Origin of the sequence: Knoellia tibetensis (genome assembly GCF_048606415.1) — a bacterium.
Taxonomy (GTDB): domain Bacteria; phylum Actinomycetota; class Actinomycetes; order Actinomycetales; family Dermatophilaceae; genus Knoellia; species Knoellia tibetensis.
In genome coordinates this window covers 2,386,489-2,400,468 of sequence record NZ_JBMBWF010000001.1, presented here as the reverse complement: position 1 = coordinate 2,400,468, position 13,980 = coordinate 2,386,489, and the positions used below count along the sequence as shown (strand labels likewise).

The following is a 13,980-nucleotide window of genomic DNA, read 5'->3' as shown; positions in this document are numbered from 1 at the left end:
GCGGGCTCCCGAGGGGTCGTGGCGGCGTACCGCGCCACTGTACCGACGAGTCGCCCGTATGCCGTCCTCGCCCGTGCTCGCCGCACCCGCGGTCCTCGAGCGCGCCGTCTGACGCAGCCGTCGCCACGACCGCGCGAGGGGCTCAGTCGAGCTCGGTGACCGTGCGCTGGCCGGGCGTTCCCCCGAGGCGGACGCGCGCGTTCGAGACGTTGTTGCTCGTCGATGACTCCTTGAGGCGGTTGCGGAAGTTCGTCGTCACCCGCACCGTGTAGGTGCCGTTCGGCAGGCCGGTGATGTCGAACGCCTGGCCCGGCAGACCCTGGTAGTAGGTGTCGCCCCAGCCGGCAGGGAGGACCTCGCGGATCCACAGGGCCGACTGGCCACCGCAGTTCGACCACAGCCGGTCGGTCTCGACGCGCTGAGCCGCCCCGCGGATCGTCAGGTCGATCGGGTCGGTCGGTGCGAGGCAGAACGCCTGCTTGCCGCTGCGGGTGACCGCCCCGTCGGCGGCGACGAGGTCGTACTGCGCGATGTCCTCGAAGTGCCAGTGGAGGTGCCCCTCACGCGGGTCCCACTCGAACTCGCCCGCAGGGTAGGAACGCACGGGCGCGCCGTCGCGGTACTCGAACTGCGTGGCACGCATCGTGTCGTCGCTGACGCGGAAACCCTCGACGATGAGTGGGCCGGAGCCGAGGTTGGCGATGTTGGCCCCGAACGCGAGCTGGTCACGGCCCTCCTCGTCGGTCCCGGCCTGCATGTCGAAGGCCGGCAGGGCAACCATGTCGGGCAGGCCGTTCGCGCGACGGTCACGGTCACCCTCCGCGCGGTCACGGCGCTCGGGGTTGGCCTTCGCGGAGGCGATCCGCAGCGCGGTCGACGACTCGAGCGTCGCGGCACGCGCGGACCGCGAGTTGACGTCGGCCGCCGCCGCACGGACGACCGGGTCGAGCTTGGTCGCACCATGCCCCTTCGCGTGGTCACTGGCGGGGGCCGCGTGGCCGGCGTGCGGCGCCGCGCTCGAGGTCGTCCTGCTCAGCGAGGCCGAGCCCGCACCGCCCTCGGGCGGGGCGCACCACTCGGGGTCGTAGGGGCAGGGCACCGTCGTCACCGTCATCGACACGGAGGCCTTGGCCTGCGCAGCCGGGATCGCGAACTGCCGGACGTAGGTCGGCGTGATCCGCAGCGTCACCGTGTAGTCGCCGTCGGCCCCCTCGAAGTTGCTGATGAGGTCGTTGCCGACCGAGGCCGCCCAGCCCTTGTCGAGCCCGTAGACGATGTGCTTGGTGAGGTGGGTGCCGCACGAGCTGGCGAGCTGCGGCTCAGCCGGCCCGGTCGCGTCGAGCCGCGCCTGCTGCTCCATGCCCCAGGCGCCACCGGGGCAGAAGCTCAGCGTCTGCCGCGTGACGAGCTTGCCCGCGCCGGTCCTCAGCTCGAGGTCGAGGAAGTCCGGCAGCCCGAGCGACATGGGTCCGCGGACGGGAGTCTGGATCCTGCGGTCCCGCACGATCGTGCCCCGCGACTCCTTGCGGACGAGCCAGAGGTCGGCATTGCCGTCGGCACCCGGCACGGCCTCGACCTGGAGGGCGGCCTTCGTCACCCCGACGAAGGTGCCGAGCTCGGCGAAGATGAAGGGGTCGCCCTCGACGCGCTCCACCCGGATCTGCGGCGACGCGACGCGAAGCCCCAGCTGCGGGTCGCCGGGTGCAGCGAAGGCACCCCACGCCGTGATCCCGCTGGCGGTCGTCACTGCGACCGCGCCCACCACTGCCATGAACCGACGACCGACCTTCATCACGCGCTCCCCTGTGAACGATGACCTGCGGAGTGGACGACCGAGAGGTCGTGGCACGGGTGCCCTGCGCCGACCACGATGTCTGCCGCCTGGGGCGAGGGTCGCACGAAGGGAGCGGGCCGGGGGCACGAACGCGCGAACACGCCGTATGGCTCCCCGGGTAGGAGTCGAACCTACGTCGCTAGTCCTGATTCAAAGTCAGGCGGGCCCTGCCGGCAGACCAACCGGGGAACGATGCACGCGGACGAGCCCACGGCATACGACGCACAGGGTAGTTGACCCGTGGGGCACCTCACCGCGGTGCGCCCTGCGGCCACTGGGGCCGCAGGGCACAATGGTGCGAGTGAGTCGAGACCAGGCCGTGCCCAAGGTGCGCACTCCGCGGGGGCGGATGACCGGAGCCCAGCGGCGTGAGCAGCTCATCGGCATCGGCCGGCAGCTCTTCGCGAACCGGGGCTACGAGGCGACGACGGTCGAGGAGATCGCGAGCGTCGCCGGGGTCTCGAAGCCGGTCGTCTACGAGCACTTCGGCGGCAAGGAAGGCCTGTACGCCGTCGTCGTCGACCGGGAGATCCAGTCGCTCCTCGGGGCGATCGCGGGCGCCCTGACCTCCGAGGGCGGGTCGCGGGCGCTGCTCGAGCGGGCCGCGACGGCGCTGCTCGACTACATCGAGAGCTCGACCGACGGGTTCCGGATCCTCGTGCGTGACTCGCCTCCGGGACAGCAGACGGGCAACTTCGCGTCGCTCATGTCCGACGTCGCCTCACAGGTCGAGCACCTGCTCGCGGCGCAGTTCACGCACCGCGGGCTCGACCCCAAGCAAGCGCCGATGTATGCCCAGATGCTCGTCGGCATGGTCGCCCTCACGGGGCAGTGGTGGCTCGAGAACCCCAAGGCGAAGAAGCGCGACGTCGCCGCCGCGCTCGTCAACCTCGCGTGGAACGGCCTCACCGGCCTCGAGTCGAAGCCGACGATCACCCACCCCTGATCGCGCCGACCACGCGCCCGCCCCGACTGATTGCCCCACCACCACCGTCGCGCCCCGTTCTCGGCCCTACGCCGGTGGTCCTGGGGCAAGAAGTGCGTGAGGTGAGCGGGTCAGACGGTGAAGTCGAGCTTGGGTGGCTTCACCTGCTGGAACTCGACGCGGTTGCCGACGGGGTCGTCGGTGTGGAAGCGCTGCACGCCGGGGACCTCGTGGTTCCAGCGCACCTCTCCCCCGGCGCCGGCGACGGCCGCCGCGAGGACCGCGACGTCGTCGACGCCGAAGCACGGGTGCGCCTTGCGCGCAGGGACGAAGCCCTCCTCGACGCCGCAGTGCAGCTCCTGCTCGCCCGCGGCGAACCACACCCCGCCGCGCGCCGCGAGGATCGGCGGCTTCGGGATCTCGGGCAGCCCGCAGACGACACCGTAGAAGTGGCGGAGCAGGTCCTCGGTGCCGGCCGGGCAGGCGAGCTGCACGTGGTGCAGCCCGACGACCGCCATCAGCTCGAGGCCTTCCGGGCGACCGCGAAGACGCGGCGGAAGGGGAAGACGACGCCGACCTCGGTGCGGGGGTAGGCCTCTCGCAGCGCCGCGGCATACGGCTCGAGGAAGGCGTCGCGCTCCTCGCCCTCGGGGAGGATGTCGAGGACCGGCCGCAGGCCGGTGCTGCTCACCCAGTCCAGCACCGGGTCGTCGGACTCCTCGTCCGGGTCGAGCACGTGCGAGTAGACCGTCTCCCACGCGTCGACGGTGGTGCCGAGCCGGCTGAGGAAGGTGAGGTAGGTCCGGGGCTCGCCGACGGCGGGCAGGTCGAGCGCGGCGAGCAGCTCGTTGGCGCGGGCATGGGTCGCGGCCGTCTCGCGCATGAGCGCGTGGCTCGGCGCGTCGAAGTTGTTGGGCACCTGGAGGGCGAGCCAGCCGCCGGGGCGAAGCGCCTCGACCCACGTCGGCAGGAGGTCGAGGTGGCCCGGCACCCACTGCAGCGTCGAGTTCGTGATGATGACGTCGGGCGCCTGACCGAGCGAGGCGGGGTCCCAGTCCTTGAGGTCGGCCTGGACCCACTCGACCCGGTCGCCGGTGTCGAGCGCACGCGCCGCCTCGAGCATCGACTCCGCACCGTCGACGCCGACGATGCGCGCCTCGGGCCACAGCTCGCCGAGCGTGAGGGTGGCGGGCCCGTTGCCACAGCCGAGGTCGACGACGAGCTCGGGGGCGTCGGCGCGCACCTGCGCGACGAGGTCGGCGAAGGGGCGGCTGCGCTGCTCCCCGAAGCGGGAGTAGGCCGCCGGGTCCCAGCTCGGCTGTGTGCGCATCGTGCTCCTCCTGCAGTCCGGGCGGCCGCGGTCGGCCGCTCCTCCCCACTCTGTCCCGAGGTTATCTTGATGTCAAGATACTTGACGGGAGTACAGTCGCCCTCATGTCCGAGGATGACGTCGACCGTATCGTCTCCGCGTGGCGTCGAGAGCGTCCGGAGCTCGACGTGACGCCGCTCGAGATCCTCAGCCGCGTCTCGCGCCTGGCCCGCCGCCTCGACCTCGCTCGCGGGGCCGCCTTCAGCGAGCACGGTCTCGACAGCTGGGAGTTCGACGTCCTCTCGGCGCTGCGCCGCGCGGGACGTCCCTACGAGCTCTCCCCCGGACAGCTCGTCGCGCAGACGCTCGTGACGAGCGGGACGATGACGAACCGCGTCGACCGGCTCCTCGCCCGCGGCTTCGTCGAGCGCCACCCCGACCCGCGCGACCGGCGCGGCGTCATTGTCCGCCTCACCCCGGCGGGCATGCGGACCGTCGACGCTGCCCTCGACGACCTGCTTACCCACGAGCGCGAGCTCCTCGCCGACCTGCCCAGCGGCGAGCGCGACGCCCTCGCCGCCCAGCTCCGCGTCCTCCTCACCCCCTTCGAGCGCACCGCCGCCGACTCCCCGTTGCGTCCGGCAAGGTGACGCCCCTGCCCCCACACTTGCGGACGCAACGGTCGGGGCTGGACCTTGCGTCCGGCAGGGTGACGCCCCGGCCCCCACACTTGCGGACGCAAGGGTCGCGTATGCCGTGGCTCAGGGTTCGAGGACGTCCGCGGCCTGGAGCCACTCGAGCTCGAGCGACTCGCGCTCGTCGACGACCTCGCGCAGCTCGGCGTTGAGCTCGAGCACGGCAGCGTGGTCGGCGGCCTGCTCGGCCATCGCCGTGTGGATCCGCTCCTCCCGCTGAGCGAGGCGGGCGAGCTGCTTCTCGACCCGGGCCATGACCTTGCGCGCCTCGCGCTGCTCGGCCGGGCTCGCGACCGGCCCCTGGGGCGCGGCCGGCGCCTGACCCGACGTCCCCGCACCGCCGCCCTGCGACTCCCCGCCGGCCCCGGAGGCGGCGGCGGAAGCGGCAGGTGACGACACGGCATACGACGGGGTGACGGTCGCGCGGAGGCGGAGGTACTCCTCGACGCCGCCCGGCAGCTGGCGCACGCGACCGTCGCCGAGCAGGGCGACCTGCTCGTCGGCGATGCGTTCGAGGAGGTAGCGGTCGTGCGAGACGACGAGCAGCGTGCCGGCCCAGCCGTCGAGGACGTCCTCGAGCGCGGTGAGCGTCTCGATGTCGAGGTCGTTGGTGGGCTCGTCGAGAAGGAGGACGTTGGGCTCGTCCATGAGGATGCGCAGCACCTGGAGCCGGCGCCGCTCACCACCCGAGAGGTCGCGCACGCGCGTCTGCTGGCGCGGCCCGGGGAAGCCCAGCCGCTTGGCCAGGCTCGACGCGGTGACCTCCTTGCCGGCGAGGACAGTGACCTTGCGGACCTCCTCGACGGCCTCGATGACGCGGGCGTCGGCGAGCCGGTCGAGCTCGCGCACCTCCTGCGTGAGGTGGCCGATGCGCACCGTGACGCCTTGCTTGCGCTTGCCCGAGGCGAGCGGCACCTCGCCCGCGAGCGCGCGCAGGAGCGTGGACTTGCCCGAGCCGTTGACGCCGACGATGCCGATGCGCGCGCCGGGTGCGAGGTGCCACGTGATCCGGTCGAGCAGCACGCGGTCCCCGACCGCCACCGACGCGTCGAGCAGGTCGATGACGTCCTTGCCGAGCCGGCTCGTCGCGAACGCCATGAGCTCGACGTCGTCGCGCAGCGGCGGCACGTCCTCGATGAGGGCGTTGGCGGCGTCGATGCGGAACTTCGGCTTGGACGTGCGGGCCGGCGCCCCGCGGCGCAGCCACGCCAGCTCCTTGCGGAGCAGGTTGTTGCGCCTCTCCGCGGTGACGCGCGCCATCCGCTCGCGCTCGGCCTTGGCGAGCACGTAGGCCGCGTAGCCACCGTCGAAGCCGTTGACCTCGCCGTCGACGACCTCCCACGTGCGGGTGGCGACGGCGTCGAGGAACCAGCGGTCGTGGGTGATGGCGACGAGGGCGTTGTCGGGGCGCGAGCGGTGCTGGACGAGGTGCTCGGCGAGCCAGGCGACGCCCTCGACGTCGAGGTGGTTCGTCGGCTCGTCGAGGAGCAGGACGTCCGGGTCGTCGACGAGCAGCTTGGCCAGGCCGAGGCGGCGCCGCTCACCACCGGACTTGCCGGCGACGGTCGAGTCGAGCCCGCCGACGGCCGGGGCGTCGATGCCGCCGAGCAGGCCGGTGAGGACGTCGCGCACCCGGGCGTCCCCGGCCCAGACGTGCTCGGGCCGGTCGCCGAGGACCGCCTCGCGGATCGTCGCGGCGGGGTCGAGGGAGTCGTCCTGGGTGAGCACGCCGACGGTGGCTCCGCCGAGCCGGGCGACGCGGCCGCTGTCGACGTCGCGCTCCCCCGCGATGACGCGCAGGAGGGTCGTCTTGCCGCCGCCGTTGCGCCCGACGATGCCGATGCGGTCGCCGCCGGAGACGCCGAGCGAGACGCCGTCGAGCACCTGGGCGGTGCCGAGCGCGAGGGCAGCGCGCTCGACCGAGATGAGGACGGCCACTAGTCGACCCGGGCGGGGATGACGTGTGCGCCGTGCACCGGGCCGACGGCCTTGCGGACCTCGCGGGCGGCACCGGTCGCGGTGAGGGCGACGGTGAGGTCGATGGCCGCCTCGACGTCCTCGACGAGGAAGGCCACGGTGGGCCCGGACCCGGAGACGATCCCGCCGAGGGCGCCGAACTCCATGCCGCTCTCGAGCAGCTCGCCGAGCTCGGGACGCAGCGAGACAGCCGCCTCCTGGAGGTCGTTGGTGAGCTGCGGCGCGAGGGCGTGCGGGTCGCCGGTGCGCAGCGCGCTCATGAGCTGTGAGTTGGGCTCGGGCACCTCGGGGCGGGGCGACGAACCGTCGCGCAGCCGGTCGCACTCGGCATAGACCTCGGGCGTCGACAGGCCGATGTCGCTGATCGCGAAGACCCAGTGGTAGCTGCCCCGCGCGAGTACGGGCGCGAGCCGCTCGCCCCGTCCGCTGCCCATCGCCGTGCCGCCGCGGATGAGGAAGGGCACGTCCGAACCCAGCTCGGCGGCATACTCCTCGAGCTCCTCGGTCGACAGGCCGAGGCCCCAGAGCCGGTCGCACGCGACGAGGGTCGCGGCCGCGTCGGCGGAGCCGCCGGCCATGCCGCCGGCGACGGGGATGCTCTTGTTGATCGAGATGTGCACCGCGGCGTCGACGGCCGTCTCGTCGGCGAGCAGCCGGGCCGCCCGCATCGCGAGGTTGCCCTGGCCGGTCGGGACGAGGTCGGCGTAGGGCCCGACGACGCTGCACCGCCACTCGTCGTTGACCGCGACGGTGACGTCGTCGTGGAGGTTCACCGCCTGGTAGACCGTCGAGAGCGCGTGGAAGCCGTCCTCGCGCAGCGGGCCGACGAGCAGCTCGAGGTTGACCTTGGCCGGGACGCGCACCGTCACGGGCGCAGGGTCCGTGTGGGCCGAGGTCATGCCGCCACCCTAGTCATGGCGTCGGGGTGCCCCCACATCCACGCTCTGCGCGAACACGCTGGCGCCACTCGCACCGGCGGGGTCCACTGGACCCCATGCGACTCCTCGTGCTCGGTGGAACGGCGATGCTCGGACGCGCGGTGGCAGAGCGTGCGGTGGCCGACTGCCACGTCGTCACCTGCCTCGCCCGCGGCGTGGCCGGCGAGGCGCCTGAGGGGGTGACGTGGGTGCGGGGCGACCGCGACGCGGGCGACGGCCTCGACGGCGTCCTCGACGGCGCCCGCTGGGACGCCGTCGTCGACGTCTCGCGCCAGCCGGGCCAGGTGCGGCGGGCCGTCGCCGCGCTCGAACCGGTCGCCGACCGCTTCGTCTTCGTCTCGACCGGCAACGTGTATGCCGTCCACTCCGGTCTCGCGACCGACGAGTCGGTCCCGCTGCTGCCGCCGCTCGACGGCGACGTCATGGAGGACATGAGCACCTACGGCGAGGCCAAGGTGGCGTGCGAGGCCGCCGTCCTCGACGGCTTCGGCCCCGAGCGGACTCTGGTCGCGCGCGCCGGCCTCATCGGCGGCCCGGGCGACTGGTCGGGCCGCTCGGGCTGGTGGCCGTGGCGCTTCGCCCACCCCGTCGGGGCCGGGGGCGCGGTGCTCGCGCCGGACGACCCGGACCTGCCCATGTCGCTCGTCGACGTGCGCGACCTCGCCGCGTGGCTGGTGCGCTGCGCCGGGGACGGCACCGCGGGCGTCTTCGACGCGGTCGGCGAGCCCAACACGCTCGGCGGGCTCCTCTCGTCCGCCCGCGAGGTCGCCGGTCACACTGGCCCGGTCGTCACCGCGGCCGCGACGTGGCTCTCCGAGCACGGCGTGCAGGAGTGGATGGGCGAGGACAGCCTCCCCTTGTGGGTGAGCGACCCGGAGTGGCGCGGCTTCGGCGCGCACACGGGCGCCGCGGCCCGTGCCGCGGGCCTGACCAGCCGACCGGTGACGGACACGCTCCGGGACGCGGCGGCATACGAGGAGCGTCGAGGACCGGACGATCCGCGGAGGTGCGGGCTCTCCGACGACACCGAGCGCCGGCTGCTCTCGCTGCTCGGCCACTGACGGCCGGGCTTCGTCCGGGGCGAGCGTGACGGCTCAGGCGGTGGCGCGGTTCGCTACGTGCGCGCTCGCGACGGCCGCGAACTGATGGACGTCGAGCTGCTCACCCCGGGTGCGGGGGTCGATCCCGGCGGCGACGAGGGCGTCCTCGGCGGCCTGCGCCGAGCCGGCCCACGAGGCGAGCGCGGCACGTAGAGTCTTGCGGCGCTGTGCGAACGCGGCGTCGACGCACGCGAAGACCTGCTCCCGCGTGGCCTCGGTGCGCGGCGGCTCGCGACGAGTGAGCGAGACGAGCCCGGAGTCGACGTTGGGGACGGGCCAGAAGACGGAGCGGCTCACGTTGCCCGCGAGTGCGACGTCGGCATACCAGGCGGCCTTGACGCTCGGCACGCCATAGGTCTTCGAGCCGGGCGGGGCGGCGAGCCGCTCGGCCACCTCGAGCTGGACCATGACGAGGATCCGCTCGATCGTCGGGAAGCGCTCGAGGAAGCTGAGCACGACGGGCACAGAGACGTTGTAGGGCAGGTTGGCGACGAGCGCGGTGGGCGCCTCGCCCGGCAGCTCCTCGACGCGCAGGGCGTCGGCGTGCACGACGTCGAGCCGGTCGGCGAGCTCGGGTGCCACCGTCGCGACGGTCCCGGGGAGCGCCTCGGCGAGCACCGGGTCGACCTCGACGACGGTGACGTGGCGAGCCACCGGCAGCAGGGCCAGGGTGAGCGAGCCGAGCCCCGGCCCGACCTCGACGACGACGTCGTCGGCACCGACACCGGCGATGCGGACGATGCGCTGGACGGTGTTGGCGTCGATGACGAAGTTCTGACCCCAGGTCTTCGTGGGCCGGATGCCGAGGCGAGCGGCGAGCTCACGGATCTGGGCGGCCCCGAGGAGCCCTGACGTCGACATGGTGGTCACCCTACGGCCGCTGGACCGCTCGGCGTGCACGCGCTCGCGCGGACCGGACACGGCTGAGGCCGGACCCTCTCACACAGGGTCCGGCCTCAGTCGGTGCGCCCGACGGCGGTCGGGCGGCGTGCCCGACGGACGTCAGGCGGTGGGCACCCGACCACGGTCGGGTACCGGTCACACGATCGTCAGGCGGCGTGCGCGCAGCCCCACGGCTGGAGGCCGCGGTCGGCGTAGACGCGGTTGGCGACGGTGATCTGCTCGGCGCGCGAGGCCAGGTCGGCGCGGGAGGCGAAGTCGCCACCGCCGGCACCGAGCCAGGTCCGGATGTCGAACTGGAGGCCGCCGTAGTAGCCGTTGCCGGTGTTGATCGACCAGTTGCCACCGGACTCGCACTCGGCGATGCGGTCCCACATCGCGGCGTTCGCGAGGTTGATGCCCGCGCCGGAGGTGTTGCCGGCGTCAGGCGTGGCGGTCGTCGTGCTCGTCGACGGGGCGGGCGCGGGCTTCTCCTTGGTCCCCACGGCCACGACCTCGGTCACCGGGGTGGCGGTGACGGTGCGCGAGAGGATCTTGTCGCCGGCAGGCTTGCCGTCGACGAGGGTGCGGAGCACCTGGAACGAGCGCGAGCCGTCCTTGCCCTTGGTGAGCACCTTGCGGGTGCCCTCGAGCAGCGAGGCGTCCTTCCTGGTCGTCGTCGCGTGCGCGATCCGCTGCGTCGTCGTGAGCTTCTGCTGCGAGACGCGCTGCACCGCGATGACGAGGCCGTCGCGGAGCGGGGTCGTCGGAGCCGGCGAGATGCGGTCGTCGGCGTCGGTCGTGGCGCCGACCTCGCGCAGGGCGTCCGCGACGGTGGCCGCCGACGTGGTGCGCGGCAGGGTGCGCTTGTCGATCGTGATCGTCACGGAGCGGGGGTTCGACACGGTCAGGGACAGGCCCTGGCGGCCGATCGGCTGCGAGCGCGACGCCGAGAGCTTGGCGTTGCTGCCGGCGCGGATGCCGAGGTCGCGCAGGGCGGCGTCGACCGTGGTGGCCGTCGTCCAGTACTCCTTGGCGACGCCGTCCACGGTGACGGTGAGCTTGCGGCCGTAGCGGACCGAGATCTTGTCCCCGTCCGAGATGGGCGTGCCGACCGAGGGGGTGACCTCGTCGTGCTCACCGAGCTCGATGCCCTTCTTGTCGAGGGCGTCCCCGACGGTCGAGCCGAAGACGTGCAGGGACGAGGACGAACCGTCGACAGAGAGGGCCACTGCCTTGTCGAGGTGGGCGACGCCGAACGATCCGGCGGCGACGGTCAGGGCGGCAGCACCTTGGGCGGCAAGGCGCAGGGGACGAGAGATCAAGAGGGCTCCAGGGGTCGAACTCTCCGGACACCGGGAGGGGCGACACGTCCTCAGGGGAGACGCGCGGGGCCCCACAGGGGAAGGGTCCCGACAACAGGTGAGCGAGGTGCGCACGGGGTTCAATCCGGCGTCCTCGCCCCTGTCTTCGCCCGGAGCCCAGCTCCGGCCAACCCGAACACCCTCCCGAGAATCGGGGCAAAGGTCAAATTTCGATAACGGTGACCTGCACCACGAGTGTCGCGGAAGTGGCTCCTGTGGCTCCTGTGGTCCGCGTCGGCTCGCGCCGTGCGAGGTCCGCTCAGGACCAGGGGCCGTAGACCCGCTCGGAGTTCGCCGACAACGCCTCGCACAGCGTCGGCACGGCGACACCGAGCGTCGCGGCCATCGCGCGGACCGTGAGCGGCACGAGGTGGGGGGCGTTGACTGCGCCCCGGTGGGGGTGGGGCGTGAGGTAGGGCGCGTCGGTCTCGACGAGCAGCCGGTCGAGCGGCGTCACCGAGAGCGCGTCGCGCAGCCCGTGCGCGTTCTTGAAGGTCACCGTCCCGGCGAACGACAGGTAGTAGCCCCGCTCCGCGCACTGCTGCGCCATTGGCAGGTCACCCGAGAAACAGTGCAGCACAGTCGAATCCGGCGCACCCTCCTCCTCGAGGACCCGCATGACGTCGGCGTGGGCGTCACGGTCGTGGATCTGCAGCGCCTTGCCGAGACGCTTCGCGAGGTCGATGTGCCAGCGGAAGCTGTCCTGCTGCACGCCCTGCCCCTCGGGCCCCGTCCGGTAGTAGTCGAGGCCGGTCTCCCCCACGACCCGGATCCGCGGGTGCCGGGCCAGCTCCTCGATCTCCGCGTATGCCGTGTCGAGACTGCCGCTCGCGGCGAGACCGGGCACCTCGTTGGGGTGCAGGGCGACGCCACCGAGCATCTCGGGATACGTGTCCACCATGACGACGGTCTGGCGCGCGGCCGGCAGGTCGCACCCGATCTGGACGAGCCGGTCGACCCCGACCGCCTTCGCCTTCGCGACGAGGTCGGCGACGTCGACGGCCACGCCCTCGCGCTCGATGTCGAGGTGGGTGTGGTTGTCGACGACCGCGATCGGCAGCGGGTCCGGGAGATCGGGGACCGCCGACCGCGTCGGGGTGCTCACGACTGCTGGAGCCGCTCGAGCTCCTCCTCGACGACGGACTCGTCGAGCTTGGCGAAGACGCCCGTCGGCTTGGCGATGGGGGCACCCACGGGAACCGGGCGCGACTCCCACCGCGGCGTCGAGGTGTACTCGCCGGTGATGACGGGATAGGTCCGGTCGCTGTCCTCGTCGAGGCCGGAGACCACCTCGACCACCGGCATCGGCGTGAACTCGCCCTCACCGCCGATGAAGGCGTGCACCCGGTTCGAGGCGTGCGGGAGGAAGGGCGCCAGGATCGTGTTGAGGTCGCTCACGCACTGGATGAGCGTGTGCAGCACGGTCGCGAGCCGCTCGCGCTGGTCCTCGCCCTTGAGCTTGAACGGCTCGGTGTCGGAGACGTACTTGTTGACGTCACCGACGGCACGCATCGCCTCGGCGACGGCCGCCTTGACCCGCTGTCGGGCGAGGAGGTCGCCGACGGTGTCGAAGGCCGCGAGGGTCGCCGCCCGCACCGCCTCGTCGACGGGCTCCAAGGCGCCGGGCTCCGGGATCTCGCCGAAGTTCTTGGCGATCATCGCGCCCGTGCGGTTGACGAGGTTGCCCCAGCCCGCCACGAGCTCGGAGTTGTTGCGCTGCACGAACTCGGCCCAGGTGAAGTTGCTGTCGGCGTTCTCCGGCCCCGCGGCGCAGATGAAGTAGCGGATCGGGTCGGGGCCGTAGCGCTCGAGCACCTCGCGGATGCCGATGACGTAGTTGCGCGAGGTCGAGAACTGCTTGCCCTCCATCGTGAGGTACTCGCTGCTCACGACCTCGGTCGGCAGCTCGAGCTCCCCGAAGGTGCCCGGCTCGCCACCCTTGCTGCCGCGGCCGGCATACGCGAGGAGCTCGGCCGGCCAGATCTGCGAGTGGAAGGTGATGTTGTCCTTGCCCATGAAGTAGTAGGACCGGGCGTCCTCGGAGTTCCACCACTCGCGCCAGCGGTCGTCGTCGCCGATGCGCCGCGCCCACTCGATCGACGCGGAGAGGTAGCCGATGACCGCGTCGAACCAGACGTAGAGCCGCTTGCCGGGATAGCGCTCGGCGAGCTCGCCCGGCAGCGGGATGCCCCAGTCGATGTCGCGGGTCATCGCGCGCGGGCGGATGTCGTCGAGGATGTTGAGGCTGAACTTGATGACGTTGGGACGCCACGTTCCGCTCGCCTCACGTCCCCCGAGCCACGAGCGCAGGGCGTCGGCGAGCGCCGGCAGGTCGAGGAAGTAGTGGTCGGTCTCGGTGAACTCCGGCGTCGCGCCGGTGACCTTGCTCCGCGGGTTCTTGAGGTCGCTCGGCTCGAGCTGGTTGCCACAGTTGTCGCACTGGTCTCCGCGCGCCTCCTCGTAGCCGCAGATCGGGCAGGTGCCCTCGATGTAGCGGTCGGGCAGGGTGCGGCCGGTGCTGGGCTCGAGTGCGACGAGCTGCTGCTGGACGACGAAGTAGCCGTTGTCGAGGCAGCGGCTGAACATCTCCTGCACGACGTGCTCGTGGTTGGCGGTCGTCGTGCGGGTGTAGAGGTCGTAGGAGCAGCCGAGGTCGGCGAGCTCCTTCGCGATGACCGCGTGGTTGCGGTCGACGAACTCCTGCGGCGTCACGCCCTCCTTGTCGGCGAGGACGAGGATCGGGGTGCCGTGCTCGTCACTGCCGCTCACCATGAGGACGTCGTGCCCGGCCATCCGCATGTAGCGGCTGAAGACGTCGGAGGGCACACCGAACCCGGCCACGTGGCCGAGGTGGCGCGGACCGTTGGCATACGGCCAGGCGACAGCGCTGAGGATCTTGGTCACCCGTGAATCCTAGGCGCCGCGTGCAAGCGGGTTCCGCGCCCTCCGTGCCGCGAAC

12 protein-coding genes and 1 tRNA gene are annotated in these 13,980 nt (G+C 72.4%); 3 read left to right on the top strand and 10 right to left on the bottom strand.

Translation table 11 applies throughout. The features are described 5' to 3' along the window. Positions 1–142: 142 nt before the first annotated feature. Entirely contained in the window at positions 143–1,792 is a 1,650-nt protein-coding gene (locus ACOJV7_RS11295) for a lysyl oxidase family protein (protein ID WP_420190243.1), read from the bottom strand. 149 nt (positions 1,793–1,941) lie between these two features. After that, a tRNA-Gln gene (locus ACOJV7_RS11290) sits at positions 1,942–2,023 on the bottom strand. A 160-nt stretch (positions 2,024–2,183) separates the two neighbouring features. On the opposite strand from ACOJV7_RS11290, the gene ACOJV7_RS11285 reads away from it, so the two are divergent. After that, complete coding sequence (locus tag ACOJV7_RS11285; RefSeq protein ID WP_420190405.1) at positions 2,184–2,780, top strand: TetR/AcrR family transcriptional regulator; 597 nt, start codon at positions 2,184–2,186, stop codon at positions 2,778–2,780. 110 nt (positions 2,781–2,890) lie between these two features. Here ACOJV7_RS11285 and ACOJV7_RS11280 read toward each other — a convergent pair whose 3' ends face one another. Continuing rightward, a complete protein-coding gene (locus tag ACOJV7_RS11280; protein WP_420190241.1) occupies positions 2,891–3,277 on the bottom strand; it encodes a VOC family protein in 387 nt (128 codons plus the stop codon). Beyond that, on the bottom strand, positions 3,277–4,089 hold the full coding sequence (locus ACOJV7_RS11275) for a methyltransferase domain-containing protein (RefSeq protein WP_420190240.1): 813 nt from the start codon (positions 4,087–4,089) through the stop codon (positions 3,277–3,279). Before ACOJV7_RS11275 ends, ACOJV7_RS11280 begins: the two co-directional genes overlap by 1 nt. A gap of 104 nt (positions 4,090–4,193) precedes the next feature. Here ACOJV7_RS11275 and ACOJV7_RS11270 point away from each other — a divergent pair, with 104 nt between their 5' ends. Continuing rightward, a complete protein-coding gene (locus ACOJV7_RS11270) occupies positions 4,194–4,718 on the top strand; it encodes a MarR family winged helix-turn-helix transcriptional regulator (RefSeq protein WP_420190239.1) in 525 nt (174 codons plus the stop codon). Between the two features lie 111 nt (positions 4,719–4,829). Here the strand turns inward: ACOJV7_RS11270 and ACOJV7_RS11265 are convergent, their stop codons facing one another. Both ACOJV7_RS11265 and ACOJV7_RS11260 read right to left on the bottom strand, forming a co-directional pair. Then, positions 4,830–6,701, bottom strand: coding sequence for an ABC-F family ATP-binding cassette domain-containing protein (locus ACOJV7_RS11265; protein ID WP_420190238.1), 1,872 nt, complete (start codon positions 6,699–6,701; stop codon positions 4,830–4,832). After that, a complete protein-coding gene (locus ACOJV7_RS11260; protein WP_420190237.1) occupies positions 6,701–7,639 on the bottom strand; it encodes a 4-(cytidine 5'-diphospho)-2-C-methyl-D-erythritol kinase in 939 nt (312 codons plus the stop codon). Before ACOJV7_RS11260 ends, ACOJV7_RS11265 begins: the two co-directional genes overlap by 1 nt. 95 nt (positions 7,640–7,734) lie before the next feature. Between ACOJV7_RS11260 and ACOJV7_RS11255 the strand changes: the two genes are divergently transcribed. Next, a complete protein-coding gene (locus tag ACOJV7_RS11255) occupies positions 7,735–8,739 on the top strand; it encodes an NAD-dependent epimerase/dehydratase family protein (protein WP_420190236.1) in 1,005 nt (334 codons plus the stop codon). Between the two features lie 33 nt (positions 8,740–8,772). On the opposite strand, the gene rsmA is transcribed toward ACOJV7_RS11255, so the two are convergent. The 4 genes from rsmA to metG all read right to left on the bottom strand — a co-directional run bounded on the left by rsmA (position 8,773) and on the right by metG (position 13,925). Beyond that, on the bottom strand, positions 8,773–9,639 hold the full coding sequence (rsmA, locus tag ACOJV7_RS11250) for a 16S rRNA (adenine(1518)-N(6)/adenine(1519)-N(6))-dimethyltransferase RsmA (RefSeq protein WP_420190235.1): 867 nt from the start codon (positions 9,637–9,639) through the stop codon (positions 8,773–8,775). A 188-nt stretch (positions 9,640–9,827) separates the two neighbouring features. Beyond that, positions 9,828–10,982 (bottom strand): ubiquitin-like domain-containing protein, encoded by a 1,155-nt coding sequence (locus ACOJV7_RS11245; protein ID WP_420190234.1) that lies wholly within the window; start codon positions 10,980–10,982, stop codon positions 9,828–9,830. Positions 10,983–11,280: 298 nt separating this feature from the next. Continuing rightward, positions 11,281–12,126 (bottom strand): TatD family hydrolase, encoded by an 846-nt coding sequence (locus ACOJV7_RS11240; RefSeq protein ID WP_420190233.1) that lies wholly within the window; start codon positions 12,124–12,126, stop codon positions 11,281–11,283. Further along, positions 12,123–13,925, bottom strand: a complete 1,803-nt coding sequence (gene metG / locus ACOJV7_RS11235; protein WP_420190232.1) for a methionine--tRNA ligase — start codon at positions 13,923–13,925, stop codon at positions 12,123–12,125. Before metG ends, ACOJV7_RS11240 begins: the two co-directional genes overlap by 4 nt. Positions 13,926–13,980: the final 55 nt, after the last annotated feature.